The 25,637-nt window shown below is 73.0% G+C and carries 25 protein-coding genes and 1 pseudogene; 8 read left to right on the top strand and 18 right to left on the bottom strand.

What is annotated here, in order from left to right:
• Nucleotides 1-255: 255 nt before the first annotated feature.
• A complete protein-coding gene (locus ABH925_RS24665) occupies nt 256-1,230 on the top strand; it encodes a phosphatase PAP2 family protein (RefSeq protein ID WP_370151060.1) in 975 nt (324 codons plus the stop codon).
• A gap of 28 nt (nt 1,231-1,258) precedes the next feature.
• Here ABH925_RS24665 and ABH925_RS24670 read toward each other — a convergent pair whose 3' ends face one another.
• The 4 genes from ABH925_RS24670 to ABH925_RS24685 form a co-directional block, all read right to left on the bottom strand.
• Nucleotides 1,259-4,303 (bottom strand): bifunctional [glutamine synthetase] adenylyltransferase/[glutamine synthetase]-adenylyl-L-tyrosine phosphorylase, encoded by a 3,045-nt coding sequence (locus tag ABH925_RS24670; protein ID WP_370151154.1) that lies wholly within the window; start codon nt 4,301-4,303, stop codon nt 1,259-1,261.
• 182 nt (nt 4,304-4,485) lie between these two features.
• Nucleotides 4,486-4,896 carry a type II toxin-antitoxin system VapC family toxin gene (locus tag ABH925_RS24675; protein ID WP_370151061.1) on the bottom strand — a complete coding sequence of 137 codons (411 nt, stop codon included), beginning with the start codon at nt 4,894-4,896 and terminating at the stop codon, nt 4,486-4,488.
• Nucleotides 4,893-5,174 carry a type II toxin-antitoxin system Phd/YefM family antitoxin gene (locus tag ABH925_RS24680; protein ID WP_370151062.1) on the bottom strand — a complete coding sequence of 94 codons (282 nt, stop codon included), beginning with the start codon at nt 5,172-5,174 and terminating at the stop codon, nt 4,893-4,895. Before ABH925_RS24680 ends, ABH925_RS24675 begins: the two co-directional genes overlap by 4 nt.
• Before the next feature lie 115 nt (nt 5,175-5,289).
• Complete coding sequence (locus ABH925_RS24685) at nt 5,290-6,651, bottom strand: glutamine synthetase family protein (RefSeq protein WP_370151063.1); 1,362 nt, start codon at nt 6,649-6,651, stop codon at nt 5,290-5,292.
• Between the two features lie 251 nt (nt 6,652-6,902).
• Between ABH925_RS24685 and ABH925_RS24690 the strand changes: the two genes are divergently transcribed.
• Nucleotides 6,903-8,666, top strand: a complete 1,764-nt coding sequence (locus ABH925_RS24690; RefSeq protein ID WP_370151064.1) for an NAD+ synthase — start codon at nt 6,903-6,905, stop codon at nt 8,664-8,666.
• A gap of 9 nt (nt 8,667-8,675) precedes the next feature.
• On the opposite strand, the gene ABH925_RS24695 is transcribed toward ABH925_RS24690, so the two are convergent.
• From ABH925_RS24695 to ABH925_RS24705, 3 genes and pseudogenes are all read right to left on the bottom strand, one after another.
• Nucleotides 8,676-9,692 (bottom strand): endonuclease/exonuclease/phosphatase family protein, encoded by a 1,017-nt coding sequence (locus tag ABH925_RS24695; protein WP_370151065.1) that lies wholly within the window; start codon nt 9,690-9,692, stop codon nt 8,676-8,678.
• A gap of 91 nt (nt 9,693-9,783) precedes the next feature.
• The gene (locus tag ABH925_RS24700) at nt 9,784-10,551 is read right to left on the bottom strand and encodes a TetR/AcrR family transcriptional regulator (protein ID WP_370151155.1); all 768 of its coding nucleotides are present in this window, start codon (nt 10,549-10,551) and stop codon (nt 9,784-9,786) included.
• Nucleotides 10,552-10,561: 10 nt separating this feature from the next.
• Nucleotides 10,562-12,141 (bottom strand): annotated as a pseudogene (locus ABH925_RS24705) (MFS transporter).
• 169 nt (nt 12,142-12,310) lie between these two features.
• Here ABH925_RS24705 and panB point away from each other — a divergent pair.
• The 3 genes from panB to ABH925_RS24720 all read left to right on the top strand — a co-directional run bounded on the left by panB (nt 12,311) and on the right by ABH925_RS24720 (nt 15,084).
• On the top strand, nt 12,311-13,213 hold the full coding sequence (panB, locus tag ABH925_RS24710; RefSeq protein ID WP_370151066.1) for a 3-methyl-2-oxobutanoate hydroxymethyltransferase: 903 nt from the start codon (nt 12,311-12,313) through the stop codon (nt 13,211-13,213).
• A 135-nt stretch (nt 13,214-13,348) separates the two neighbouring features.
• On the top strand, nt 13,349-14,116 hold the full coding sequence (locus ABH925_RS24715; protein ID WP_370151067.1) for a cyclopropane-fatty-acyl-phospholipid synthase family protein: 768 nt from the start codon (nt 13,349-13,351) through the stop codon (nt 14,114-14,116).
• 161 nt (nt 14,117-14,277) lie between these two features.
• On the top strand, nt 14,278-15,084 hold the full coding sequence (locus ABH925_RS24720; protein ID WP_370151068.1) for a site-2 protease family protein: 807 nt from the start codon (nt 14,278-14,280) through the stop codon (nt 15,082-15,084).
• An 18-nt stretch (nt 15,085-15,102) separates the two neighbouring features.
• On the opposite strand, the gene ABH925_RS24725 is transcribed toward ABH925_RS24720, so the two are convergent.
• Together ABH925_RS24725 and npdG are read right to left on the bottom strand one after the other, a co-directional pair.
• A complete protein-coding gene (locus tag ABH925_RS24725; protein WP_370151069.1) occupies nt 15,103-15,267 on the bottom strand; it encodes a hypothetical protein in 165 nt (54 codons plus the stop codon).
• 156 nt (nt 15,268-15,423) lie between these two features.
• Nucleotides 15,424-16,125: an NADPH-dependent F420 reductase gene (npdG, locus tag ABH925_RS24730; protein ID WP_370151070.1), complete on the bottom strand. Its 702-nt coding sequence runs from the start codon at nt 16,123-16,125 to the stop codon at nt 15,424-15,426.
• Nucleotides 16,126-16,172: 47 nt separating this feature from the next.
• Between npdG and ABH925_RS24735 the strand changes: the two genes are divergently transcribed.
• A complete protein-coding gene (locus ABH925_RS24735) occupies nt 16,173-16,787 on the top strand; it encodes a hypothetical protein (RefSeq protein ID WP_370151071.1) in 615 nt (204 codons plus the stop codon).
• Between the two features lie 107 nt (nt 16,788-16,894).
• Here ABH925_RS24735 and ABH925_RS24740 read toward each other — a convergent pair whose 3' ends face one another.
• From ABH925_RS24740 to ABH925_RS24765, 6 genes are all read right to left on the bottom strand, one after another.
• Nucleotides 16,895-17,608 (bottom strand): hypothetical protein, encoded by a 714-nt coding sequence (locus ABH925_RS24740; protein WP_370151072.1) that lies wholly within the window; start codon nt 17,606-17,608, stop codon nt 16,895-16,897.
• On the bottom strand, nt 17,605-18,933 hold the full coding sequence (locus tag ABH925_RS24745) for a DUF58 domain-containing protein (protein ID WP_370151073.1): 1,329 nt from the start codon (nt 18,931-18,933) through the stop codon (nt 17,605-17,607). The genes ABH925_RS24740 and ABH925_RS24745 overlap by 4 nt, the downstream gene beginning before the upstream one ends.
• Nucleotides 18,930-19,982, bottom strand: a complete 1,053-nt coding sequence (locus ABH925_RS24750) for an AAA family ATPase (protein WP_370151074.1) — start codon at nt 19,980-19,982, stop codon at nt 18,930-18,932. Before ABH925_RS24750 ends, ABH925_RS24745 begins: the two co-directional genes overlap by 4 nt.
• Nucleotides 19,983-20,049: 67 nt before the next feature.
• The gene (locus ABH925_RS24755) at nt 20,050-20,622 is read right to left on the bottom strand and encodes a hypothetical protein (protein ID WP_370151075.1); all 573 of its coding nucleotides are present in this window, start codon (nt 20,620-20,622) and stop codon (nt 20,050-20,052) included.
• Entirely contained in the window at nt 20,619-21,809 is a 1,191-nt protein-coding gene (locus tag ABH925_RS24760; protein ID WP_370151076.1) for a DUF4129 domain-containing protein, read from the bottom strand. Before ABH925_RS24760 ends, ABH925_RS24755 begins: the two co-directional genes overlap by 4 nt.
• Nucleotides 21,810-21,971: 162 nt before the next feature.
• On the bottom strand, nt 21,972-22,169 hold the full coding sequence (locus ABH925_RS24765) for a hypothetical protein (RefSeq protein WP_370151077.1): 198 nt from the start codon (nt 22,167-22,169) through the stop codon (nt 21,972-21,974).
• 125 nt (nt 22,170-22,294) lie between these two features.
• Between ABH925_RS24765 and map the strand changes: the two genes are divergently transcribed.
• Nucleotides 22,295-23,143, top strand: coding sequence for a type I methionyl aminopeptidase (gene map, locus ABH925_RS24770; protein WP_370151078.1), 849 nt, complete (start codon nt 22,295-22,297; stop codon nt 23,141-23,143).
• Nucleotides 23,144-23,183: 40 nt separating this feature from the next.
• Here map and ABH925_RS24775 read toward each other — a convergent pair whose 3' ends face one another.
• Complete coding sequence (locus tag ABH925_RS24775; protein ID WP_370151079.1) at nt 23,184-23,894, bottom strand: bifunctional DNA primase/polymerase; 711 nt, start codon at nt 23,892-23,894, stop codon at nt 23,184-23,186.
• Nucleotides 23,895-24,006: 112 nt separating this feature from the next.
• Between ABH925_RS24775 and ABH925_RS24780 the strand changes: the two genes are divergently transcribed.
• Complete coding sequence (locus tag ABH925_RS24780; RefSeq protein WP_370151080.1) at nt 24,007-24,192, top strand: hypothetical protein; 186 nt, start codon at nt 24,007-24,009, stop codon at nt 24,190-24,192.
• On the opposite strand, the gene ABH925_RS24785 is transcribed toward ABH925_RS24780, so the two are convergent.
• On the bottom strand, nt 24,182-24,745 hold the full coding sequence (locus ABH925_RS24785) for a hypothetical protein (RefSeq protein WP_370151082.1): 564 nt from the start codon (nt 24,743-24,745) through the stop codon (nt 24,182-24,184). The genes ABH925_RS24780 and ABH925_RS24785 overlap by 11 nt on opposite strands.
• A 148-nt stretch (nt 24,746-24,893) precedes the next feature.
• Nucleotides 24,894-25,610: a TetR/AcrR family transcriptional regulator gene (locus ABH925_RS24790; protein WP_370151084.1), complete on the bottom strand. Its 717-nt coding sequence runs from the start codon at nt 25,608-25,610 to the stop codon at nt 24,894-24,896.
• Between the last annotated feature and the right edge of the window lie 27 nt (nt 25,611-25,637).

Raw genomic sequence — 25,637 nt, forward strand, 5'->3', positions numbered from 1 at the left:
GAACCATCCGCCGGCACCTGACGGTCGACGCGTCCCCGTCGCAGGGCGCCCTCACCCGGACGGGTCAGTACGGCCGCGGCCGGAGCCGGGCCATCACCCGTACGGCGGAACGTCCCGCTGCGGCGGCCCTCGGCTCCGAGCAGGCCGGCGGCCACCGAGGGAACGGCCAGTAGGACTTCAGAGGGATATCCGGCCACGAATCCGCGACCAGAGGGTGACCAGGTCCCAGCAGGCCGCGTGGCAGACTTCTGCCCCATGGGGAACCCGACGAGGGACCACGACAGCGGCGTCCACGCCGCAACGGTGCGCCCTGCCGGTTCCGTCGAGCACGACGGCGGAACCCTTCGTACCGCGCCCCGCCCCGCCGTTGCGGCGCCCCCCGCACCGCTCCGGCGCCGGGTCCCGGATCGCTGCCGACAGTTGCTCCGCAGCCACTTCCGCTCTCCCGGCCGCCCCCGGCTCTGGTTCGAGCTGCTGCTGACGGCGGTCGGTTACACCGGCTACACCCTGGTCCGCAACGCCGTCCCGGAGATACGGGCCAGGGCCGAGAGCAACGCCCGGGACATCTGGCGGCTGGAGGAGTTCCTGCACATCGCGTACGAGAGGTCGTTCAACCACGCGGTGGACTCGGTCAGCTGGCTGATCACCGCGATGAACTACGACTACGCGACCCTGCACTTCGTGATGACCATCGCCGTGCTGGTGTGGCTGTTCCGTTTTCAGCCAGGCCGCTACCCGGCAGCCCGGCTGGCGCTGTTCGTGACCACCGCACTGGCCCTGGTCGGCTACTACTTCTACCCGCTCGCCCCACCCCGGCTGATGGACCGGGCGGGCTTCGTCGACACCGTCGCCGAGCACCACACCTGGGGTTCGATGGCGTCCGGGGACATGGCCAACGTCTCCAACCAGTTCGCCGCGATGCCGTCGATGCACATCGGCTGGTCGCTGTGGTGCGGCCTCACGCTGGCCTTCCTGGCCCGACGCCGCTGGGTGCGGCTGCTCGGGCTGCTGTACCCGGTGACCACACTGATGGTGATCGTGGCCAGCGCCAACCACTTCTTCATGGACGCGATCGCCGGTGCGCTCTGCACGGGCGCGGGGATAGCGGTGTCCCGGCTGGTCTACGGGCGCTGGGTCTACGCCTTCCCCCGTGACGGCGCGGAGCGCCCGGTGCTGAGCGGCCGCCCCACGCCGCGCCCGGCCCGCTCCCGGGTGGCCCTCACCCGCTGAAGCCCTCCGGGCCGGCCGCAGCCGTCGGTCAGCCGTAGAAGACGGCTTCGACGACGGCGCGGGCCCGGCGGGCCCGGCGGCGGTAGTCGTCGACCATCGTGCCCGCGTGCCCGTCGCCGTAGCCGAGGTAGCGGGCCACGCCCGCCAGTTCGGTGGAGTCGCCGGGGAAGCTGTCCCCGGCCCGGCCGCGTACCAGCATCACCGCGTTGCGGACCCGGGTGGCCTGGACCCAGGCGGCGTCCAGCGCCCGTGCCTGCTCCTCGGTCAGCAGCCGCTCCGCCAGCGCGGCGGCCAGCGCGGCCCGGGTCCGGGTGGTCCGCAGCGCCGGAACCCGGTGCGCGTGCTGGAGCTGCAGCAGCTGCACCGTCCACTCGACGTCGGCCAGGCCGCCGGGGCCCAGCTTGGTGTGGGTGGTGGGGTCCGCGCCGCGCGGCAGCCGCTCGGTCTCCACCCGGGCCTTGATCCGGCGGATCTCCCGCAACTCGGCCGGGCTCACCCCGGCCGCCGGGTACCGCAGCGGGTCGATCAGCTCGGTGAAGGCCGCGCCCAGCGCCGCGTCCCCGGCGACCGGCGCGGCACGCAGCAGCGCCTGGCTCTCCCAGGTGTGCGACCAGCGCCTGTAGTAGGCCGCGTAGGAGGCGATGGTGCGCACCAGCGGCCCCTGCCGGCCCTCCGGGCGCAGGTCCGCGTCGATCAGCAGCGGCGGCTCGGTCGACGGCAGCTGCAGCAGCCGCCGCAGCTCCTCGACGACCTGGCGGGCGGCGGTACCGGCGACGGTCTCGTCCGCACCGGGCAGCGGGTCGTGGACGAACATCACGTCGGCGTCGCTGCCGTACCCCAGCTCGGCACCACCAAGCCGGCCCATCCCGATCACCGCCAGCCGGGTCGGCAGCGGCGCCCCGAGAGCGGCCTCGACCGAGGCCGAGCAGGCGGCGAGGGCGCCGCCGATGGTGGCGGTGGTGAGCGCGGTCAGGGCCTCCGCCGAGGCGGCGGCGGACTCGCCCGGGTCCTCGCCCAGACGGCCCAGGACGTCGGCGGCGGAGGTGCGGAACAGCTCCCGCCGGCGGACCGACCGCACCGCGGCCACCGCCGCCGGGGCGTCGGCCGCGCGGCCGACGGCGGAGGCGGTCTCCTGCTCCAGCGCGGCCGCCGTCCTGGGCTGCAGCCCGTCCCGGTCACCGAGCAGGGCGACCGCCTCCGGGGCGCGCAGCAGCAGGTCCGGGGCGAGCCGGCCGGAGGAGAGGATCCGGGCCAGGTTCTCCGCGGTCGCGCCCTCGTCCCTGAGCAGCCGCAGGTACCAGGGGGTGGAGCCAAGGCTGTCGGAGACCTTGCGGAAGTGGAGCAGCCCGGCGTCCGGGTCGGCGGAGTCGGCGAACCAGCCCAGCATCACCGGCAGCAGGGTGCGCTGCAGCGCGGCCCTGCGGCTGACGCCGGTGGCCAGCGACTGCAGGTGGCGCAGCGCGTCGGCGGGCGCGCGGTAGCCGAGGGCCGAGAGCCGGGCCCGGGCCGCGGCGGCGGTGAGGCCGTTCAGGCCGAGGCCGCTGGTCAGCCCGGCCTCCTCCGCGCCCAGCTGGGCGACCGCGTCCAGCAGCGGCCGGTAGAACAGCTTCTCGTGCAGCCGCCGCACCTCGCGGGCGTGCCGGCGCCACTCCGTGCGCAGCTCGTTCACCGGATCGGTGCGCAGCCCCAGCGAGCGGCCGAGCCGGCGCAGGTCGTCCTCGCCGGTGGGGACGAGGTGGGTGCGGCGCAGCTGGAACAGCTGGATCCGGTGCTCCATCGCGCGCAGGAACCGGTACGCGGCGTCCAGCGCGGCCGCGTCCGCGCGGCCCACGTAGCCGCCGGCCGACAGGTCGGCGAGCGCGGCCAGGGTGGTGGGGCTGCGCAGCGAGGCGTCCGCGCGGCCGTGCACCAGTTGCAGCAGCTGCACCGAGAACTCGACGTCGCGCAGCCCGCCCGGGCCGAGCTTGAGCTCGCGTTCGACCTGGGCGGCCGGGATGGCGTCGACCACGCGGCGGCGCATCTGCTGCACGTCCTGGACGAAGTTCTCCCGCTCGGAGGCCTGCCACACCATCGGGGTGACCGCGTCCAGGTAGGCCTGGCCGAGCTCGGCGTCGCCGGCGATCGGACGCGCCTTCAGCAGCGCCTGGAACTCCCAGGTCTTGGCCCAGCGCTGGTAGTAGGCCAGGTGGCTGGCCAGGGTGCGCACCAGCGGGCCGTTCTTGCCCTCGGGGCGCAGGTTGGCGTCGACCGGCCAGATGGTGCCCTCGCGGGTGGTGTCGGAGCAGAGCCGCATCATCCGGGCCGCCAGCCGGGTGGCGGCCCGGACGGCGGCGCCGTCGTCGGCGGCGCCCTCGCGGGGTTCGGCGACGAAGACCACGTCCACGTCGGAGACGTAGTTCAGCTCGTGGCCGCCGCACTTGCCCATGGCGATCACGGCCAGCCGGCAGCCGCTCGCGGCGGCGGGGTCCTCCTCGGCGGCGATGTCCAGCGCGGCCTGCAGGGTGGCCCCGGCGAGGTCGGCCAGCTCGGCGGCGGTCTGGCTGATCTGGGTGGTGCCGGTGAGGTCGCGGGCGGCGATGCCCAGCAGGCAGCGGCGGTAGCCGGTGCGCAGCAGGTCCGCGCGGGAGCTGCCGGGCACGGTGACGGCGGGCCAGATGTGGCTGTAGAGGGTGCGCAGGAACTCCTCCGGGCCGGGGTGGATGTCCCGCAGCTCGAAGGAGATCAGCGCGTGCCAGTCGTGGGGGTGCCGGGCCAGGTGGTCCCCCAGCGCCGCGCTGGCGCCGAGGACCGCGAGCAGCCGGTCCCGCAGCGGCTTGGCGCTGGTGACGGTGTCGAGCAGCAGCCGGCGGTCGGCGGGGTCGCAGGCCTCGGCGAGCCGGGACAGGCCCTGCAGCGCCAGATCGGGGTCGGCGGTGGCCGCCAGGGCGTCCAGCAGCACGGTGTCGGCGGCGTGCTCCGCCAGCGCGGGCGCCGCCAGCCGCCGTACGGCGGCGTCCGGGTCGGTGAACCCGCGCCGCGCCAGCCGCGACGCCGGATTCACCCGCCGCGCCCCGCTGCGCGCGCTCCCCCCGATGCCGCCTGCCGTGCTGTCCAAGGCGCTGCCCCTCCGACGACCGACTGACCGACTCCAGCCACTGAAGACTCTCGCAACAAGATCCGAGCCTACGTGCTCTGTGCGAATGATGCCCCGTCAGGACTCATCCAGCAGCCCGCAGGGTCCCCACCGGCTTGGCAAGGACCTTGCGGTGGCCGGCTTCAAGCCGGTGCGAGGTGGGTCAGCCCGATGTCCGTCGCGGCGGTCGTCAGCTCCCCGTCATAGGTCAGGAAGGCGTCCAGCTCCGCAGCCAGCGGTTGCGCCGTCGCCAGGTGGATCGCGTCCAGCGTCCCCAGCTTCCGCACCTCGAAGGCCGCAGCTCGCGTCAGCACGTCGTCGTCCAACACGATCTGATCGACACCCTTGAGCGCGTTGGCAACCAGGAACGGGATGCGCTGCCGATCGATACCAGCGCGGCGAAAGGTCCGGGCGATCTCCACCCCGGCAAGCTGCGAGGTGACCAGGTAGACGTCAGTGCGCAGGGCACCACGCCATTGACGCAGGGCCGCGGTTTGGGGTTCCGGCTGTACGAGCTTGAGCAGGACGCAGGAGTCCAGGTAGTAGAGACTCACCCCCGGCGCTCTTTGTCCCGGTCAGCGATCAGTTGATCGGACAACGAGGGCAGTTCAGCCAGGTCGTCAAGCAGTTCCGGCATGGCACCGGGGTGCGGCGTGCGGCGGACCTTCCCCTCCGTCGCCAGCCGACCCAGGGTGGACTCGGGCTGCGTCGACGGGGTCATCCGGATGACCTCCCTGCCGTGCTCCGTGAGTATGACGGTGACGCCCTGGCGCACCTTCGCGGTGATCTTGGCGGGGTTGTGGTTCAACTCTCCGAGCGGGATCGTCTCCATATCTCCAATGTACACAATAAATGTGTATCTCCAGAAGCAGTGGGCACGACAGAGGCCAGCGGGTCGATCCCGCTGGCCTCTGTTCGTTCTACTAGCCCAGGGCTCTGACCTGCGGCTACAGCACCGGGAGGTTCTTCCTCAGTTCGAAGGGGGTGACCTCGGAGCGGTACTCCTCCCACTCCTGGCGCTTGTTGCGCAGGAAGAAGTCGAAGACGTGCTCGCCGAGGGTCTCCTGGACCAGTTCGCTGTTCTGCATCAGGTCGATGGCCTCGCCGAGGTTCTGCGGGAGGGGCTCGATGCCCATCGCGCGGCGCTCCATGCTGCTGAGCGCCCAGACGTCGTCGTCGGCGCCGGGGGGCAGTTCGTAGCCCTCCTGAATGCCCTTCAGGCCGGCCGCCAGGATGACCGAGTAGGCCAGGTAGGGGTTGCAGCCGGTGTCCAGGGAGCGGATCTCGACCCGGGTCGAGCCCTGCTTGCTGGGCTTGTACATCGGGACCCGGACCAGGGCGGAGCGGTTGTTGTGGCCCCAGCAGATGTACGAGGGGGCCTCGCCGCCGGCGCCCGCGGAGCGCTGCGAGCCGCCCCAGATGCGCTTGTAGGAGTTGACCCACTGGTTCGTTATGGCCGCGGTCTCCGCCGCGTGCCGGAGCAGACCGGCGATGAAGGAGCGGCCGACCTTGGAGAGCTGGTACTCGGAACCCGCCTCGTGGAAGGCGTTGCGGTCGCCCTCGAACAGTGAGAGGTGGGTGTGCATGCCCGAACCCGGGTGCTGGGAGAAGGGCTTGGGCATGAAGCTGGCGTGCACGCCCTGCTCCAGCGCGACCTCCTTCATCACCGAGCGGAAGGTCATGATGTTGTCGGCGGTGGAGAGCGCGTCCGCGTAGCGGAGGTCGATCTCCTGCTGGCCGGGGGCGCCCTCGTGGTGGCTGAACTCCACCGAGATGCCCATCGACTCCAGCATGGTGATGGCCTGTCGGCGGAAGTCGTGGCCGACGCCGCGCGGGGTGTGGTCGAAGTAGCCGGAGTGGTCCGCGGGGACCGGCACGGTGCCGTCGCTCGGCAGGTTGTTGAGCAGGAAGAACTCGATCTCGGGGTGGGTGTAGAAGGTGAACCCGAGCGCGGCGCACTTCTCCAGCGTCCGCTTGAGCACGTACCGCGGGTCCGCGTACGAGGGCGAGCCGTCCGGCATCAGGATGTCGCAGAACATCCGCGCCGTACCGGGGGCCTCGGAGCGCCAGGGCAGTATCTGGAACGTCGCCGGGTCCGGCTTCGCCAGCATGTCCGATTCGTACACCCGGGCGAAGCCCTCGATGGCGGACCCGTCGAAGCCGATGCCCTCCTCGAACGCCTGGTCGAGCTCGGCGGGGGCGACGGCGACGGACTTCAGAAAGCCGAGGACATCCGTGAACCACAGCCGGACGAACCGGATGTCGCGCTCTTCGAGTGTGCGGAGAACAAACTCCTGCTGCTTACCCATGGCGACAGTCTCACCTCTGCTCTTTACGAATGCGTTACGTGGGAACGGCCGGGGCGGCGCTCCGCGCACCCACGTGTCCGCTGAGTCGTATCATCGCAGATTCGAGCCGGGCGCAGAGCTGACCGGGAGTGGGGCCCGACCAGCGGTTTCTGCGCACCGCCGGCCCCCGGACGGCCCGGGTGCCGCAAGTCCCGCCCCGCGGCCGTACCCCTGACCGCACATAACGTCGGATAGACGATTACGCTGGGCCCGTGCCTTCTCTACGCCTCGCGCTGAACCAGATCGACACCACCGTCGGCGACATCGCCGGGAACGGCGACCTGATCGTCCGGTGGACCCGTCACGCCGTCGAGCAGGGCGCCCACCTGGTCGCCTTCCCCGAGATGACACTCACCGGCTACCCGGTCGAGGACCTCGCACTCCGCCCCTCGTTCGTGGACGCCTCGCGCGCCGCGCTGGTCGCGCTGGCCGAGCGGCTGCAGGCGGAGGGCCTGGGCGACGCCGCCGTGGTCGTCGGCTACCTCGGCCGGTCCACCACCTCCTCGCCGCGGCTGGGCCTGCCGGTCGGCTCGCCGCAGAACTGCGCCGCGCTGCTGCACGGCGGCAAGGTGGTCGCCCGGCTGGCCAAGCACCACCTCCCCAACTACGGCGTGTTCGACGAGTTCCGCTACTTCGTGCCCGGCGACACCCTCCCCGTGGTCCGGCTGCACGGCGTCGACGTCGCGCTCGCCATCTGCGAGGACATCTGGCAGGACGGCGGCCGGGTGCAGGCCGCCCGGCAGGCCGGCGCCGGACTGCTGCTGGTGGTCAACGCCTCCCCGTACGAGGCGAAGAAGGGCGACGAGCGGCTGGAGATGGTGCGCCGCCGCGCCGCCGAGGCGGGCTGCACCCTCGCCTACGTGAACCAGGTCGGCGGCCAGGACGAGCTGGTCTTCGACGGCGCTTCGCTGGTCGTCGACGGCACCGGCGAGCTGCTGGCGCAGGCGCCGCAGTTCGAGGAGTCCTGCCTGCTGCTGGACCTGGAGCTGCCGCAGGGCGCGGTCCCGGCCCCGCAGGGCAGCCGGTTCGTCGCCGACGGCCTGGAGATCCTGCACACCCTGCTCGGCGAGGACGTCCTCGATGGCACCGACTCGGCCGACCGGGTGACGCCGACTCAGGCGCCGCGACTGGGCGAGGAGGAGGAGATCTACGGCGCGCTGGTCACCGGCCTGCGCGCGTACGTCCGGAAGAACGGCTTCAAGTCGGTGCTGATCGGGCTGTCCGGCGGCATCGACTCGGCGCTGGTCGCCGCACTGGCGGTGGACGCCGTCGGCGCGGAGAACGTCTACTGCGTCTCCATGCCCAGTGCCTACTCCTCGCAGCACTCCCGCGACGACGCGGCCGAACTGGCCCGCAGGACCGGGCTGCACTTCCGGACCGTTTCGATCGCGCCGATGTTCGACGCCTACATGGGCGAGCTGGGACTGACCGGTCTGGCCGAGGAGAACCTCCAGTCCCGGCTGCGCGGCACGCTGCTGATGGCGATCTCCAACCAGGAGAACCACCTGGTGCTCGCCCCGGGCAACAAGAGCGAGCTGGCCGTGGGCTACTCCACCCTCTACGGCGACTCGGTCGGCGCCTACGGGCCGATCAAGGACGTCTACAAGTCGCTGATCTTCCGGCTGGCGCGCTGGCGCAACCAGTCCGCGGTCGAGCGCGGCGAGACGCCGCCGATCCCGGAGAACACCATCAGCAAACCGCCGAGCGCCGAGCTGCGCCCCGGCCAGGTCGACAGCGACTCGCTGCCGGACTACGACCTGCTCGACGCGGTGCTCACCGCCTACGTCGAACGGGATCTGGGCCGGGCCGAGATCCTGGCCCAGGGCTACGACGCCGCGGTGGTCGACCGGGTGATCCGGCTGGTGGACACCGCCGAGTACAAGCGGCGGCAGTACCCGCCGGGCACGAAGATCTCGTCCAAGAACTTCGGCCGCGACCGGCGCCAGCCGATCACCAACCGCTGGCGCGAGGCCTGACCCGGGTGGTCAGAGCTGGATGTGGGCGGCGATCGGGAGGTGGTCGCTGCCCGTGGTCGGCAGCGTCCAGGCGTCGGTGGGTGTCACGCCCCGGGTCATGATCTGGTCGATCCGGGCCATCGGGAACTCGGCCGGGTAGCTGAAGCCGAAGCCCGCCCCGGCCGACCCCTGCGCCGACCGCATCTGCGCGGTGACCGGGGCCAGGCTGCGGTCGTTCATGGTGCCGTTGAGGTCGCCCAGCAGCACCACCCTGGACAGCGGCTCAGCCTCGAGCGCGTTCCCGAGCGCCTGCGCGCTCTGGTTCCGCTGGTTCGCGGTGAACCCGTTGTCGAAGTTCACCCGAACGGAGGGCATATGGGCGACATAGACCGCCACTGAACCCTGCGGCGTGGCGACCGTGGTCCGCAGCGCGCGGGTCCAGCCGATCCTGATGTCCACCACCCGGGTGTCACTCAGCGGGTACCTGGACCAGAGCCCGACCGTGCCCTCGATCGCGTGGTACGGGTACTGCCCGGCCAGCCGCTGTTCGAACTCCGGCATCTCGCCGCCGGACAGCTCCTCCAGGGCGATCACGTCCGGCGCGGCGGCCTCCAGGGTGCGCACGGTGCCGGGGATGTCGGTGTTGTAGGCCCACACGTTGTGCTGGACCACGGTGAAGTCGTAGGCGCCGCCGCTCTTGTCACCGAGCAGCGAGCCGAACAGCGCGACCCAGATCGCGGTCGGCAGCAGCACCGCGATCAGCGCCGTGGCGGAACGCCGCACCAGACCGAGCACCAGCAGCACCGGGACGGCCAGGCCGAGCCAGGGCAGGAAGGTCTCCATCAGGCTGCCGAGGTTGCCGATGCTGTCCGGAACCTCGCGGTGGAAGGCCAGCAGGCCGGCCACCGCCAGCGCCAGCAGGGCCGGGATCCAGCCGCGCCGCCAGGTGGACCGGCCCCGACGGTCCCGTCCCCAGCCGCCGACGCCGGGGACGCGGGACCGCCGGGGACCCGTGCTCGCCTGCTCCGACTGCGTCACCTGTGCCATGTCCGTCCTTCGTGCCTCGTCCTGCAACCATCACCTGTGGTGATCATCGCTGTTGCCAGCGTATGGGTGCGAAGACGCGGACATGGGTGGTTCAGGTTCCGGCTTGCGGCAAATGCCCTTCTTCCCCACATGCGGAAACAGGCAGCGTCGTGGTCGCGGCGACCCTTCCGGGGACGGCGGCGGGCGCGGCGATGCCCTGGAGGACGGTGTCCACGATGGTCGCCGAGAGTGTCGGGTCGTCCAGTCGCGGCTCGGGCTGGAGCAGCGTCCGGGACAGCATCGGGCCGACGATCAGCTCGCCCAGCAGGTCGAGGTCCACGTCCCCGCGGATCTCACCGCGCTGGACGCCGCGCTCCAGCAGTTGCCGCAGCCGCAGCCGGCGCGGCTCGATGATCTGGGAGTGGTAGTGCCGGTAGAGCTCCGGCAGCGCCCGCAGCTCGGCGGAGAGCGCGCCCAGCGAGGTGTGCGAGCGCCGCGCCAGCGCCGCGCGCCGCAGGTACTCCAGCACCTCGACCAGGCAGTCGCGGACGCTCTCCGCAGTGATCTCCGGCTCCGGCTCGTCCGTCCGCCGGAGCACGTCCAGCAGCAGTTCCTCCTTGTTGGACCAGCGCCGATAGATGGTGGCCTTGCCGACGCCCGCCCGCGCGGCGATGCCCTCGATCGACAGCCCGGTCAGGGTGCCGCCCTGCTCCAGCAGGTCCAGCACGGCGTCGACGATGGCCTGCTCGGCGGCCCCGCTCCGGGGTCGCCCCCGGCGGCGGGCGGCGGCCCGGCACGGGCCCTCCACGGCGGTCGCCCCGCCCACCGCGCCCACGTCGCCCGCGGTGCTCACCTCGTCCACCGTGCTCACGTCGTTCATGGTGCTCACGTCACCGCTCCGCCGTCGGGCCTGCCGCGTCCTCGGTGGCGCGGGGCCTGCCGGGCAGGAAACTCAGTGCCACGACCGCGCCCAGCACCGCCACGCCGGACGCGGCCAGCGCGGTGACGTGCATGGCGTGGATGAAGGCGTCCTTGGCCGGGTCGACCAGGCCGGCCGCACGCTGACCGATCCTGTCGACCACGCCCAGGGTGCCCTCGATCGACTCGCCCGCCGGGGTCCGGTACGGCGCGGGCAGCGCGTTCAGCCGGTCCTTGATGCCGCTGCGGTAGGTGGTGGAGAGCAGCGCGCCCAGGATGGCGACCCCGAGCGAGCCGCCGACCTGGCGGAAGGTGTTGTTCACCGCCGACCCCGAACCGGCCTTCTCGCGCGGCAGGCTGGACATGATGGTGACCGTCGCCGGGGGCATCACCAGGGCCATGCCGGCGCCCTGGACGAAGGCCAGCACCTCCAGCACCCAGATCCCGGTGGCGCGTCCGAGCAGCAGGAAGCCGGCGAAGGTCGCGGCGATCATCAGCAGTCCGGCGGCGCAGGTCGCCTTCACCCCGAAGCGGGTGACCACGTGCCGGGCCCGGGGCGAGACCAGCAGCTGCGCGACGGCCAGCGGGAGCAGCAGCAGACCGGCCTGCAGCGGCGAGTAGCCGCGCACGCTCTGCAGGTAGAACACGCTGACGAAGGTGACCCCCATCAGTGCGAAGAAGGTCAGCCCGATGGACACGACCGAGGCCGAGAAGTGCCGGTTCCGGAACCAGCCGATGTCCAGCACCGGATGCCGGCTGCGCAGCTGGTAGAGCACGAATCCGGCCAGCACCAGCAGGCCCGCCAGGATCGGCGCCCAGGACTGGGTGACGGTGAAGTCGGCGACCTGGCCGCCCTTGATGATGCCGTAGATCAGCGAGACCAGGCCGACCACGGAGAGCAGCACGCCGATCGGGTCCAGCCGGCCCGGGTTGGGGTCCCGGGAGTCGGGCACCAGCCAGACCATCCCGACCACCGCCGCCACCACGATGGGGACGTTGACCAGGAACACCGAGCCCCACCAGAAGTGCGCCAGCAGCAGTCCGCCGGCGATCGGGCCGATGGCGATGGCCAGGCCGACCGCTCCGGACCAGATGCCGATGGCCCTGGGCTGCTCCTCGCGCTCGAAGACGTTCATGATGATCGCCAGCGTGGCCGGCAGCACGAAGGCGCCGCCGACGCCCATCGCGGCGCGATAGCCGATGAGCTCGGCCGGCGAGTCGCCATCGAGCAGAGCAGCGACCCGGCGCCGAACACCACCATGCCGAAGAGCAGCGTCTTCTTGCGTCCCAGCCGGTCGCCGAGCAGGCCCGCGGTGAACAGCAGGCCGGCGAAGACCAGGGTGTAGGAGTTGATCGCCCACTCCAGCTGGCTCTGTGTCGCCCCGATCCCCACCGGGGCGGGCGTGGCGATGGTCTTCATCGCGACGTTGAGTATCGAGCTGTCGAGCACGACGACGAGCAGGCTGAACAGCAGCACGGTGAGGATCGCCCAGCGGCGCCGGTGTATCGCGTCGGGGACCCGCCGGGTGGCGACGGGGGCAGTGGTGGTCATGACGACCACCCTAGACCTCTTTCCGATACGGCACCGTCTCGTATCGGAAAGATTCGATAACGGTCGCCCCGGTCCCGGCCCTTTGCGCGCAGCCGACGACATGTCAGCATGGAGGGGAATCCGGGGACGCCCCTGCGGCGCCACGAGACGACCCACACAGGAGACAGTCATGCAGAACGGTTCGCTTCCGCCTGCCCCAGAGTCGGCCGACCGCCCGACGAGTCCGCTGCCGGCCGGCCCCGCGCCGAAGTCGCTCTACGGCGGTGTCACCTCCCGCCGTGTCACCGTCCGCGACCTCGCCGCGGCCAAGCAGCGCGGCGAGCGCTGGCCCATGCTCACCGCCTACGACGCGCCGACCGCGAGCGTCTTCGACGACGCCGGGATCCCGGTGCTGCTCGTCGGCGACTCGGCCGGGAACTGTCACCTCGGCTACGAGACCACCGTGCCGGTGACGATGGACCAGATGGTGATGCTCTCCGCCGCGGTGGTGCGCGGCACCAAGCGCGCGATGATCGTCGCCGACCTCCCCTTCGGCTCCTACCAGGAGTCCCCCGCGCAGGCCCTGCACAACGCCGCGCGACTGATGAAGGAGGCCGGGGTCGGGGCGGTCAAGCTGGAGGGCGGCGAGCGCTCGGCGCCCGCGACCGAGCTGCTGGTCCAGGCCGGTGTCCCGGTGATGGCCCACCTAGGCCTCACCCCGCAGTCCGTGCACGCCTTCGGCGGCTACCCGGTCCAGGGCCGCGGCGACGAGGCGGCCCACCAGCTGCTGCGTGACGCCAAGACCGCGCAGGCGGCCGGCGCCTTCGCCGTGGTCCTGGAGGCCGTCCCGGCCGAGCTGGCCCAGCAGGTGACCGCCTCGGTGCACATCCCCACCGTGGGGATCGGCGCCGGTGCCGGCTGCGACGCCCAGGTCCTGGTCTGGACGGACATGGCCGGGATGACCGACGGGCACGTCCCGAAGTTCGTCAAGCAGTACGCCGACCTGCGCGGCGTCCTGGGCGAGGCGGCCCGCGCCTTCGCCAGTGACGTGATCGGCGGCAGCTTCCCCGCCGAGGAGCACAGCTTCCACTGACCACCCTGTGGGGGCGTGGGGAGGTCTCCCCGCGCCCCCGCCCGGGCGGCGCCGCGGGCGGGGGCGCGCGGGCGGGGGCGCGCGGGCGGGCAAAACTCGGGTGCGGTGCGGAGCGCCGGATGGGAGGGTGCGCGGATGAACCGACAGAAGATCAGTTCCATCGCCCACCTGGACCACCCCATCGCCGCCCCGCTGACCGACGAGTCGGTGCGGCGGCTGCTGGACCGCGCGCTGCCGCGCGGGGACGAGCGGGTGCTCGACCTCGGCTGCGCGCGGGGCGAGTGGCTGGTACGGGCGGTCGAGGGACGGCCGGGGCTCTCGGCGGACGGGGTCGACCTCGACGTCACGACCATCGAGCGGGCGAGCGCGGAGCTCGCCGGGTCGGGGCCGGCCGGACAGATCACCCTGCACGCCGGGGACGCCAACGACTTCGACTCCGGGCACCGCTACGACCTGGTGCTGTGCGTCGGAGCGACCCATGCCTTCGGCGGGCTGCTGCCGACGCTGGAGTCCGTCAGCCACCATCTCGCCCCCGGCGGGTCGGTACTGGTCGGCGAGGGCTACTGGCAGCGCGAGCCCACGCCGGCCGCGGTGGAGATCTTCGGCGGCGGGGAGGACCCGTACCACGACCTGGCGACCACCGTGGAGCAGGTGGTCGAGGCCGGCTGGACGCCGGTGTACGGGCACACCAGCACCGCCCACGAGCTGGACGACTACGAGTGGTGCTGGACCGGGACGCTCTCGCGCCGGGCACTGGACCACCCCGAGGACCCGGACGGCGCGGAGCTGCTGAAGGCCGCGACGATCCACCGCGAGGAGTGGCTGCGCGGCTACCGCGACATCTTCGGCTTCGTCACCCTGCAGCTGCGCCGGACCTCCGAGGGAGAGCCGAGCGGGGTCTGACAGTACGATCGGCTGCGCTCTGCCGGTACGGTCGGCAGCGGCACCGCGACGCGCGCCCTGGAACGCGCCCGCGCTGCCTGGCGTTCACCCGGTGTCGCTTGTCGTGGGGAGTGGCGGGCGACATGATCGGCACTCCCCCAGCCGTTCGGAGCCCCGTACCCATGACGTACCACGACGCACACGCCCACGCGGAACGGAAGATCAGCGTGATCTTCTGGGTCCTCCTCGCCGTCCTGGCCGCGTCCGGCTGGTCGCTCTGGGCCGACCAGGGCAACGCCCGGGTCGGCGTGTTCCTGTTCGTCGTCGCGGGCTGGCTGATCTCGCTCTGCCTCCACGAGTACGCGCACGCCCGCACGGCGCTGCAGGGCGGTGACATCTCGGTGGGGACCAAGGGCTACCTGACCCTGAACCCGCTGAAGTACACGCATCCGGTCTACAGCTTCATCATGCCGCTGGTCTTCATCATCCTCGGCGGCATCGCACTGCCCGGTGGCGCGGTGTTCATCGAGCGCGGCCGGATCCAGGGGAAGTGGAAGCACAGCCTGATCTCGGCGGCGGGACCGGCGGTGAACCTGCTCTTCGGACTGGTGCTGCTGATCGGGCTGAGCACGGTCTCGCTACCGTCCGCGATCGGCCATCTGAACTTCTTCTCGGCCATCGGCTACCTGGCGATGCTGCAGATCATGGCGGGGATCCTGAACCTGGTGCCGATGCCCGGGCTGGACGGCTACGGCATCATCGAGCCCTGGCTCTCCTACGCCAACCGGCGCGCGTTCGGCAACCTCGCCCCGTACGGGATGATGATCGTCTTCCTGCTGCTGTGGAACCCGACCGTCAACGACTGGTTCTTCAACACCGTGATCCACAGCGTCCTCGCGCCCTTCGGCTACTCCTGGGAGCTCGCGGGCACCGGCAGCGGGCTGTTCCACTTCTTCAACCTGCACCTGGGCAGCATCTTCGGGAGCTGAGCTGCCGCCGGCCTCCCGCTAGCGGACGCGGGCGCGGCGCCACTGCACCCAGCCCACGTTGCTGGAGATGCCGGCCAGCAGCACCCAGGCCAGGCCGATCCAGAAGCCCGCGAGCACCGACACCACGGCGGCGGCCAGCGCCAGCACGGCGAGGACGAAGGCGAGCAGGGCGAAACGGGGCATCGAGCACTCCAGAAGAGAAACGGGCCGGACCCGGACCATTGTGTCCGACGTCCGGCCCGGCTCCGCTCCAGGGGTCAGCGGTCAGGCGTCAGCGGTCAGGCGTCAGCGGTCAGGCGTCAGCGGTCAGGCGTGAGGCGTCACCTCGGCAGGCAGGCGTCAGACGTCGGTGATCCGCAGACCCGCGTGCGCCTTGTAGCGGCGGTTCACCGAGATCAGGTTGGCGACCAGCGACTCCACCTGGTGCGCGTTGCGCAGCCGCCCCGCGAACACGCCCCGCATTCCGGGGACCCGGTTCGCCAGCGCCTGCACGGCGTCCGTCGCGGCCCGCTCCTCGCCCAGCACCAGCACGTCGATGTCCACCTCCTCGACGCTGGGGTCCAGCAGCAGCACCGCCGAGAGGTGGTGGAACGCGGCGGTGACCCGGGAGTCCGGCAGCAGCGCGGCGGCCTGCTGCGCGGCGCTGCCCTCGGCCGGCTTCAGCGCGTAGGCGCCCTGCTTGTCGAAGCCCAGCGGGTTGACGCAGTCCACCACGATCTTCCCGGCGAGCTGCTCGCGCAGTGACTCCAGCAGTTCCGCGTGCCCCTCCCAGGGCACCGCCACGATCACGATGTCGCTCTCCGCCGCGGTGGTGGCGTTGTCCGCCCCGCGCACGCCGAGGCCCAGCTCCTCGGCCTTCTCCTGGGCCCGCTCGGCGCTGCGCGAGCCGATCACCACCTGCTGGCCCGCCCTGGCCAGTCGGTAGGCGAGGCCGCGCCCCTGCGGGCCGGTGCCGCCGAGGACGCCGACCACCAGGCCGGAGACGTCGGGCAGGTCGAACGGGCTGCGGGCGGGAGCTGAGGCCGCTTCAGATGTACTCATTCACGAATCCTCCCATCGCGGCCCCCGCCTGCGGGAGCATGGAGGGCATGGATGCGGTCAGGGTCACAGTGCTGCGAGAACTGCTCGACGGGACACCATGGCTGGCGCGCACCCAGGGCTTCGCGGTCGCGCTGCGCGGCGCGGTCACCCGCCGCTCGGCGGCCCCGGGCGGGCTGCTGCTGGTCGGCACCGAACGCCGGGAGCCGTGGCACCTGGCCGCGCACCTGGACGACGAGGCCGCGTGGTGCGGACTCCCGCAGCTGTCCCCCACCCTGGTCCGGCACAGTGTCCCGCCGGGCTCGCCGCCGCACCTCGCAGTGCCGCTGCGGCGGCTGGAGCGCACCCGGCGCGGTGAGACGGTCTTCGTCGTCGCCCCCGAGCCCACCGACGAGCGGCTGCTGGAGCGGGTGCAGGACGCGCGGCGGACCGGCGCGACGGTGCTGGCGCTGGAGAGCGACGACCGGGAGCTGCGCGGGCTCGCCCACGAGGCGCTGACCGTGCCGGCGGGGGACCCGACGCTGACCTTCGACGTGGTCCAGCACCTGGTCAGCGCGGCGGCCGGGGAGTCCGTGACCGCGGCCCCGGTCCGCACCGGGCTGCGCGGACGGCTGGCCCAGGTGGTCGACCGGCTCTCCGCACCGCCCCCGCCGATGCGCTGGTGACCCCCCACCGGCCGCCCGGCCGCCGACGGTCCCCCGCCGCAGCTGCCGGCGCCCGCCGGTGCCGTCATCCGCCGGCGAGACGCCGGTCTGCCGAGGCAGCTGCCGAGCTACCGGCCCGCACCGTCGGCGCGGTTCGGACGGTCGGCGCGGGTGGGTCGTAGCACGGCGGCCGTCGCCGCGCCGGAGGCGACCACGGCGACCGCTGCGGCGAGGCGCGCCCAGGCGCCGCTGTCCGTGACCGGCAGCAGCGCGGCGGCGAACACCAGCAGGGCGGAGGCGTAGGCCGCGAGCAGCGCCCAGGGCCTGCGCGCCGTCCGCGCGCCGGGCGGACCGGCCGCAGCGGCGTCCACGCTCACCAGGTAGGTCAGCAGCAGCACCACCTCGCAGCCGGCCAGCCAGTCCGGCGGCCGATGCAGCGTCAGCAGCACCACGCAGCCGACCGCGAACACCGTGGCACGGTGCCGCGCGATCCGGTTACGCAGCCGGAATCCGCTGATGACCGGACGCGCCAGCACCGGCGCCGCCCCGAAGAACCCGCCGGCGGCCGCCAGCAGTGGCAGCAGCAGGTCGATCGGAGGCCGGGAGGCCCACGCGGTCGGATCGGTGGCGAGCAGGGCCAGCACGCAGCCGAGCAGCCGCAGCGGCCAGCCGAACCCGGTGGCCCCGGGCCCGGGAGCGGGAGCGGCCGACACGAGGAACGCGGGCGCGAGCGCCGCCGTACCCGTACCCGTCCGGAACTGCGACGGCTGGATCTCCGCCGCCTGGGTCTCCGCCGCCTGGGATTCTGTCAGCTGGGTCTCCGTCAGCCGGCTTCCGCTCATCGGATCCTCCCCTGGACGCGGGTGCGGAGCAGCGGCGCGAGCGAGAGGTCCAGCGTGCCGCCCTCCCACGGAACCACCGGGACACCCTTCTCGATCAGGCTGTAGCGCACCGCCTCACGGTCCAGCCGCCACAGCCGCAGCGCGAGTTGCTCCACGGCGTCGTTCTCGGCGATCCTCGGGTCGCCGATCGGGATCTCCACCACGACCAGCGGGTTGCCGCGCTCGGCCAGGCCGCCGAGGACGTCCATGATCCGGGTGTCCGCCAGCGGCGTCACCGCGTACACCAGGGCTCCGTGCGGCAGCGCGGGCGGGGGCAGCCGGTTCAGGTCCGGGGTGTTGAAGGCCAGGTCGCGGCGGATGTCCAGGACGGTCTGCACGATCCGGTAGAAGTACGCGTCACCGGTGCCCGGCTGCAGCCAGTACAGCTTGCCGCCGACCGAGACGATGCCGACCCGGTCGTGGCTGCGCAGGTAGGTGCGGACCAGGCCGGCCGCCACCCGCAGCGAGGAGTCCAGGCTGGAGGCCCCGGTGAGCGGGTCGGCCACGTCGCTGAAGGCGTCGAGCAGGATCACCGCGTCGGCGGTGCGCTCGGCCGCGAACTGGTTGATCTGGATGCTGCCGCGACGGGTGGTGGAGGGCCAGTGGATCCGCCGCTGCCGCTCGCCCCAGACGTGCGGGCGCACGCCGACGACCTCGACGCCCTCGCCGCTCTGCCGCGCGGTGTGCTCGCCCAGACGGTCCGGCAGCCGGACCGGGATGGGGGTGAGACTGCCGTCGACCGGCATCGGGAACACCTCGACCTCGCCGAGGTCGACCCGCAGGGTGCGCCGGGCCAGGCCCCCGGCGTCGTACAGGTCGAGGTCGACGACGCCCAGCGACCAGCGGCCCCAGCGGCGGGCGGTGAACCCGAGGGTGACCACGGCTCCGGTCACGTCCACCGAGACCAGCGTGGTGCCGGGGCCGGGGGCGACCCCGGGGTCGATCCAGCCGGAGACGCCGTCGAACGCGACGGTGACGGTGGCGGTGAGCGGCTCGCCCTCGAAGCAGCGCCGGGTCGGGACCTCGGCGGTGGCCCGGCTGCGGCTCGGCCGGGCGCCCCCCGCTGCCGCGAGCAGCAGCAGGCAGGCGGGGCCCGCTGCCAGCGCGAGCAGCCAGCCCTCTCCGCTGAGCAGGGCCGCCGCCACGGCCGCGGCGCCGACCGTGGCCAGCCGCAGCACCCGCTCCCCGGGCCGCCAGCCCTCCGGCTGCGCCAGCGGCGCGCCGGAGTCGTCGTCCCCGGGCCCCGCTCCCAGCGCCCGCAGCACCGCCGCGTTCGCGGGCGTCATGCGGAGGCGGGGGACGGCGCCGGCACGGCGGGCGCGGGGTTGGCGCGCGGGGTGGTGCGCGGGGTGGGGACGGTGTCGACCAGGCCCGCGATGACGTCGTCGGCGCTGATCCGGCGGACCCACAGCTCGGGGCGCAGGCTGATCCGGTGGGCCAGGGCGGGCACGGCCACCGCCTTGACGTCCTCGGGGACGACGTAGTCGCGGCCGGCCATCACCGCACGGGCGCGGGCGAGCTGGACCAGGGCGAGCCCTCCCCGGGGCGAGGCGCCGACCTGGATCTGGGCGTGCTTACGGCTCGCGTCGATCAGCGCGACGATGTAGTCCACCAGGTCGTCGTCGATCTCGACCCGCTCCAGGCTGTCGCGCATCGCCAGCACCTCGGCCGGGTCGGACACCGCCGCCAGCACCGCCTCGGGCGCGGAGCGGTCCAGCCGGGCCCTGAGCATCGCGGCCTCGTCCGCCACCGGCAGGTAGCCCATCCGCACGCGCAGCAGGAAGCGGTCCAGCTGGGCCTCGGGGAGGGTGTAGGTGCCCTCGTACTCGATCGGGTTGTCGGTGGCGATCACCACGAACGGGGACGGCAGCCGCCGGGTCACCCCGTCCACCGAGACCTGCGCCTCGGCCATCGCCTCCAGCAGCGCCGCCTGGGTCTTCGGCGGGGTGCGGTTGATCTCGTCGGCGAGCAGCAGGTGGGTGAAGACCGGGCCCGGACGGAACACCATCTCGCCGGTGCGCTGGTCGTAGAACGGCGCACCGGACACGTCCGAGGGGAGCAGGTCGGGGGTGAACTGGATCCGGCTGAAGTCCAGCCCCAGGACGGTGGCGAAGGACCGCGCCAGCAGCGTCTTGCCGAGCCCGGGCAGGTCCTCGATCAGCACGTGGCCGCCGGCCAGGACGCCCAGCATCACCAGTTCCAGGGCCCCGCGCTTGCCCACGACGGCGCGCTCCACCTCGGCGAGGACGGCGTGGGCCCGCTCCCCCGCCTGCTGCGGCGTCAGCGTCGGCACGGGCGCGCCGGGCCGGATCGTGGTGGTGGTCGTTGCGGTCACGGTGCTCCTCGGTGGACGGTGAGGTGCCGGTCGGGCCGGCGCGGGGCGGCGGTCGGCGCTCCGGGGGTCACAGGTGCTCCAGGCGGTCGACCAGGGCGGTGAGCAGGTGGGGCGGCAGCGGCTCCGGCGCGAGCCTGGGATCGACCCGGCGGACCGTGGCGCCGCCGGCGGGGCGCGCGTCCAGCGGGTGCCTGCTGATCCGGACCCGGGACGGGTCGATCCACGGCCACAGCTCGGGGCCGATGAGCGCGGCGGCCCGCTCGGGCTGGGTGTGCAGCGACACTCCGTGCCGCTCGGCCAGCCGGACCGCGAACAGGCGCTGCAGCAGCGGGCGCAGGTGGAGTTCGTAACCGGACAGCGACTCGTGCGAGTCCTCGATCGCCGCGTCCCAGTACCGCAGGGTGGGTTCGCGGCTGCCGACCAGGCGGACCTTGCGGCGGTAGTCGCTGTCCATGGCGTCCGCGCCCTGCACGTAGCGGACGGCCAGCGGCACGACGGCGGCCAGGGCGGCCGCGCCGCCCGCCGCGGCGGTGAGCCCGCCGACCAGGGCGAGCACGGTCTCGATGACGAGGGCGGCTCCGCCGAGGAAGAGCAGCGACTCGGGCAGCACCCCGAGCCGGGGCGCGGGACGGGAGCTCACGGCGCGACCACCTCCGACGGGGCGGCTGCGGCAGCCGCGTCGGCGGCCGCAGCCGCGGCCCGGCGCTCGCGCTCCCTGCGGGCGAGGTGCGCGGCGAGGTGGCCGCTGATGGCGTCCAGCGCGGCGCGGGCGCGGCGCAGCTGGTCCACGTCCATGGGGTGGGTGGAGTAGCGGGCCTCGCGGAACAGCTCCGCCAGGACGACCGACTCCGGGCCGACCGGCAGGCCCGCCTCGCTTGCGCGCAGCAGCGTGTCGGCCGGGCTGTCCGCGGCCTGCCGGCGGACCCCGCCGCCGGCCAGCGAGTCCTCCATCGCCGCGTAGCAGGCGATGACGGCGGCCCGTACGTCCTCCCCGCGCAGCGCCAGGCGCCCCGCGCTGACGGCCTCCGACAGCGCGGCGGTCCCGTCCTCGGGGGCGAGCGCCGAGACGACCGGCGCCGAGGGCCTGGTCCTGACCTGCAGCCAGCGCAGGACCGCGACGACGCCGACGACGACCAGGGCCAGGCAGAGCAGTCCGACCAGGAACAGCAGGATCGTGCCCAGCGGCAGACCCGCCGCCGACTGCTTCGGATCCGGCGCGGGGGTGCTGAGCGGGTGCGTGGGCCCGGCGCTGGCCTGCGCGGTCACCACCGGCAGTGGCGGGTTGTCAGGGCCCTTGGCCTGCCCGGTACCGAGGGCGATGACCGAGACGAAGGTGACCAGGGTGGCACCGAGCAGCACCGCGAAGGTCATCGAGGCCAGCCGCGCCTCACGCCCGGTCCCCATCGGCCGCTCGTCCTGCCGGGCCCGGTACTTGGCGGCGGCGGTGCAACCGGCGATGAACACGACCAGTGCGACCAGCACCCACCAGCCGTTCAGCGGTCCGTCCCCGCCGAAGGGCGCGGGTCCGGCCGCGTGCAGGCTCATCGCGGCCACCGACAGCCCAAGCACGGCCACGACCGCGAGCACGGCCTTCACCGCGCCGCTCCCGCCGCCGGAGGCCCCGCCGACGGAAGCCCTGTCGCCGTCGAAGCCCCGGCCGGGGGACCTGCCCTTGCCGACGGCCCTGCCGCCGTCGAAGGCCCGGTGACCGTCAGCGGCCCGGTCACCGTCAGCGGCACCCGCGCCGCCGGAGCGGTCCTGTCGCGGCGCGGCGGCCGCGCCGGGGTCCGTCACCGCGCCGGGGTCAGCGCCCCTGTCGTCCGCCACGCCTGAGTGCCCCCCGAGCCGTACTGGTCCCGCCCCGTCCGTACCGGGCGGCGAAGCTCCGTACGCGGCCTGGTCTCGGTGTCACCCTGGCACGTTCACCGCACCGGCGCCAAGAGGGTGCCCGGTATGCCACCGATGTCCGGATCGGTGGCTGCTGCCCGGCTACTTCCAGCGCGGGTCGTTGTCCCACTCCTCGTTGCGCTCCCGGGTCTTCTCCAGCGCCCGGGCGGCGTCGGCCTCGGTCGGGTACGGGCCGAGCCGGGCGCGCCCCGGGCAGACCATGCCCTTCTCGACCGCCTTGTGCTTCAGGCAGTAGTACCAGCCCTCGTCGGGGTCCCCGCTCGCGGTGGTCCCGGTCATACGCCGCTCCTTCGCCGGTCGTCCTGCCCCCATCCTGCCCTGGACGGCAGGCCCCACGCCTGCCGTCCAGCCGTTCGGGACGAACGTCGGGCCCCCCGATCGTGAGGATCGTTAGGATTGAGCCCATGTCTCCCCTCGTACCGGGCACCCTCTCGCCCACCCGCAGCGTTCCGGCGCACATCCCGCGCCCCGAGTACGTCGGCCGCAAGGCGCCGAAGCCCTACACGGGCCCCGAGGTGCAGACGGCGGAGACGATCGAGAAGATGCGGATCGCCGGCCGGATCGCGGCCCGCGCGATGGAGGCCGCGGCCGCCGCGATCACCCCCGGGGTGACCACCGACGAGCTCGACCGGATCGCGCACGCGTACATGTGCGACCACGACGCCTACCCCTCGGACCTCGGCTACCGGGGCTTCCCCAAGTCGATCTGCACCTCCGTCAACGAGGTGATCTGCCACGGCATCCCGGACTCGACCGTGCTGCAGGACGGCGACATCGTCAATCTGGACGTGACCGCCTTCATCCACGGCGTGCACGGCGACCTCAACGCCACGTACCTGGTCGGGGACGTGGACGAGGAGTCCAAGCTGCTGGTGGAGCGCACCCTGGAGGCGACCCGGCGCGGCATCGCGGCGGTGAAGCCGGGCCGGCAGATCAACATCATCGGACGGGTCATCGAGTCCTACGCCAAGCGCTTCGGCTACGGCGTGGTCCGGGACTTCACCGGACACGGCATCAACACGTCGTTCCACTCCGGGCTGATCGTGCCGCACTACGACGCCCCGCACGCCACCACGGTGATCCGTCCCGGGATGACCTTCACCATCGAGCCGATGCTGACGCTGGGCACCTACCAGCACGAGGTCTGGTCCGACGGCTGGACCGTGGTCACCAAGGACCGCAAGCGCACCGCGCAGTTCGAGCACACCATGGTGGTGACCGAGGACGGCACCGAGATCCTGACGCTGCCCTGACCCCGCCGTCCGGCCCCGTGGCCCGGCCCCGCCGTCCGGCCTAGCCGATCAGCCACTGCTCCCCGACGGCCACCGCGCCCACGGCGGTGCAGGCGTCGGTGAGCACGTCCAGCACCCGCAGCGGGTCCGGCAGCGGCAGGTCGGGGCCGCGGACCCAGGTGGCCGTCGTCCCGTCGATCAGGCGGGACGGCGGCAGCAGGACATAGCTGCCCTTGGTGTGCCAGCGCAGGCCGGGATGCTCGGAGACGTCCTCGGGGCGGGTGTCCAGCTCGGAGGTCCACCACTCGTCCTCGTCGAGGGAGGCGCGGCTGGTGGTGAAGAAGAGGTAGCGGTCCTCGCCTATCGCGGCCACCGGGCCCGGGGCGACGCCGAGTTCGTCCATCTGCTCCAGCGCGAGGCGGCCGGCCTCGGCCGGGACGTCCAGGACGTCGTGCGCCCGGCCGGTCGCGGTCACGGCGTTGGCCAGCGGGTCGCGCGCCAGCCAGCGGCCGACCTGCTCGACGTCCACGGTGGCCTGGGACTGCCAGGCGAAGGACAGTGGATGCTGCGCCGGGGCCGGACAGCCGACCCGGTCGCAGGAGCAGCGGTAGTCCTCCGCGTGCGCGGCGGGCGCCACCGGGAATCCCGCACGCACGGCACGGAGCAGCTGCTCCAGGCGCGAGGCGGCGTCCTCCGCACCGGACGGAACCGCACCGCCGGTGCCCGTGCCGGTCCATCTGCGCCACCAGCTACTGCGCCTCGCGGGTTCCATCGAGCCCCTCTCGCCTCCCTACACATCCCAGGGTTGCCGGAATGTGTACAGGCAGGATACGGGTGCGAAGGGTGTGCTGTGTGCGAGGGGCCGGAAGTGCGAAGCTGTCGGCATGCGACAGGCCCACACACAGTTCGTCGGCGGGCCGCTGGACGGCAAGGTGCTGGCGGTGGCGGTGAACCTGGCGGAGCGCGTGCCCCGGGAGTACCGGCTGCCGGTCCCCGCGCGCGGGGACGCCCCCGCCCAGGTGCTGGTCTACCACCGCCAGGAGGTCCGCGGCGCCGCGGTCAGCTGTTGACCATCTGGGTCAGCTGGCCGGCGGAGGGAACCTGGTCGGTGACGTTGAGTCCGTTGGACGCGCCGGCCTGCTTCACCCCGGTCATCACGTTCTGGACCTGGTTGAAGTCGGCGTCGCTCGCCGTGCCGCCCTTGATCTTGCTCGGCAGGTTCTTGATGCTGTCCACGCCCGACTGCAGCGCATTGGTGGCCTTGGACAGGGTCGGGTCGCCCTTGGCGTCGTTGAGCGCGGCCTTCAGCCGGTTGTAGGTGAAGGCCGCGGCCAGCGCGCCCTTCACCAGTGCGGCGGTGCGCCCGCTCGCCCCCTTCTGGAAGGTCCCCGCCTTGAACGGCTTGTAGAGCCACTGGTAAGAGGCCCCCGCGGCCAGGCTGGCGTTGGCGACGAAGCGGGTCTTGGCGAAGGCGATCGCGGAGGCGCTGTTCGTGGGCGTCGCCGCGTTGGCGGTCAGGCTGGCGTTGTCGCTGGACTTCTTGGAACAGGCGGGCAGCACCAGCAGCGCCGCCGCGAGGGTGACCGCGACGACGGAGGCGCGAAAGCGGGGCGACGACAACACGGCGGGTCCTCCGGAGGTTCGGAACGGCACTCTCCGGCCCACGCTCACACGCCGCCCCCGGACCGGCGAGCCGCTACGGGCCGAACGGGTGAGCCCGCCCCGGCCATCGCTCCGACCCCGGCTCCTGACACCGTTCCCGCCGGGACGGTCAGTCGGGCTCGGGGTACCGGGCGCCGTGCAGGCGGGGTTCCAGACCGATCCAGATCACCGACATCAGGCGCCGGGCGGTCTCCTCCGGCGGCTCGGGACCGGTGTCCAGGACCCAGCCGGCCAGCGCGTCGGCGGCGCCGACGATGGCCTGGGCCACCGCCGCGGCCTCACCCCGGTCCGGGCTGTCGCCCTGACGCGGCGTATCACCCTGACGGGGCGTCGGGACGGAGCTCAGCGCGGCGCGCCGGACCAGCGCGGTGACCGCGTTGGTGACCTGGCGGCGGGCCGCCGCCACCTCCTCGACGATCGGCTCGCCCTGTGCCCGGGCCTGCTGGTACAGCACGATCCAGCTGTCCCGGTGCTCCGCGACGAAGGCGAAGAACGCGGTCAGTCCCCGGCGCAGCTGCTCACCGGTCTCCAGGCCGGGCTCCGCCGCCTGGCCGACCGCCGCGATCAGCCGGTCCGCCTCGCGGCGGATGCAGGCGGCGAACAGCGCCTCCTTGGAGCCCAGGTACAGGTACAGCATGGGCTTGGAGACGTCCGAGGCCTCCGCGATCTCGTCCATCGAGGCGGCGTGGTAGCCGCAGCGGGAGAAGACCCGCACCGCCGCGTCCAGCATCTGCTGCTCGCGTTGGGCACGCGGCACCCGCTTGGCCTTCGGTGGGGCCGCAGCCTCGGTGGCACTCAAGGCCGCGGGGTGTGCATCCGATCGCATGGAGTGAAGCATAGGGGGCGTTCCGTC

It is taken from the genome of Streptacidiphilus sp. EB129 (assembly GCF_041262645.1).
Lineage (GTDB): Bacteria > Actinomycetota > Actinomycetes > Streptomycetales > Streptomycetaceae > Streptacidiphilus.

Bases quoted from the DNA above. Each gene is read 5' to 3' on its own strand.
- ABH925_RS24665 (WP_370151060.1), top strand. From the start codon at position 256: ATGGGGAACCCGACGAGGGACCACGACAGCGGCGTCCACGCCGCAACG.
- ABH925_RS24680 (WP_370151062.1), bottom strand. From the start codon at position 5,174: ATGGAGACGATCCCGCTCGGAGAGTTGAACCACAACCCCGCCAAGATC.
- ABH925_RS24685 (WP_370151063.1), bottom strand. From the start codon at position 6,651: ATGGGTAAGCAGCAGGAGTTTGTTCTCCGCACACTCGAAGAGCGCGAC.
- ABH925_RS24695 (WP_370151065.1), bottom strand. From the start codon at position 9,692: ATGGCACAGGTGACGCAGTCGGAGCAGGCGAGCACGGGTCCCCGGCGG.
- ABH925_RS24700 (WP_370151155.1), bottom strand. From the start codon at position 10,551: ATGAACGACGTGAGCACGGTGGACGAGGTGAGCACCGCGGGCGACGTG.
- panB (WP_370151066.1), top strand. From the start codon at position 12,311: ATGCAGAACGGTTCGCTTCCGCCTGCCCCAGAGTCGGCCGACCGCCCG.
- ABH925_RS24715 (WP_370151067.1), top strand. From the start codon at position 13,349: ATGAACCGACAGAAGATCAGTTCCATCGCCCACCTGGACCACCCCATC.
- ABH925_RS24720 (WP_370151068.1), top strand. From the start codon at position 14,278: ATGACGTACCACGACGCACACGCCCACGCGGAACGGAAGATCAGCGTG.
- ABH925_RS24725 (WP_370151069.1), bottom strand. From the start codon at position 15,267: ATGCCCCGTTTCGCCCTGCTCGCCTTCGTCCTCGCCGTGCTGGCGCTG.
- npdG (WP_370151070.1), bottom strand. From the start codon at position 16,125: ATGAGTACATCTGAAGCGGCCTCAGCTCCCGCCCGCAGCCCGTTCGAC.
- ABH925_RS24735 (WP_370151071.1), top strand. From the start codon at position 16,173: ATGGATGCGGTCAGGGTCACAGTGCTGCGAGAACTGCTCGACGGGACA.
- ABH925_RS24740 (WP_370151072.1), bottom strand. From the start codon at position 17,608: ATGAGCGGAAGCCGGCTGACGGAGACCCAGCTGACAGAATCCCAGGCG.
- ABH925_RS24745 (WP_370151073.1), bottom strand. From the start codon at position 18,933: ATGACGCCCGCGAACGCGGCGGTGCTGCGGGCGCTGGGAGCGGGGCCC.
- ABH925_RS24765 (WP_370151077.1), bottom strand. From the start codon at position 22,169: ATGACCGGGACCACCGCGAGCGGGGACCCCGACGAGGGCTGGTACTAC.
- map (WP_370151078.1), top strand. From the start codon at position 22,295: ATGTCTCCCCTCGTACCGGGCACCCTCTCGCCCACCCGCAGCGTTCCG.
- ABH925_RS24775 (WP_370151079.1), bottom strand. From the start codon at position 23,894: ATGGAACCCGCGAGGCGCAGTAGCTGGTGGCGCAGATGGACCGGCACG.
- ABH925_RS24780 (WP_370151080.1), top strand. From the start codon at position 24,007: ATGCGACAGGCCCACACACAGTTCGTCGGCGGGCCGCTGGACGGCAAG.
- ABH925_RS24790 (WP_370151084.1), bottom strand. From the start codon at position 25,610: ATGCGATCGGATGCACACCCCGCGGCCTTGAGTGCCACCGAGGCTGCG.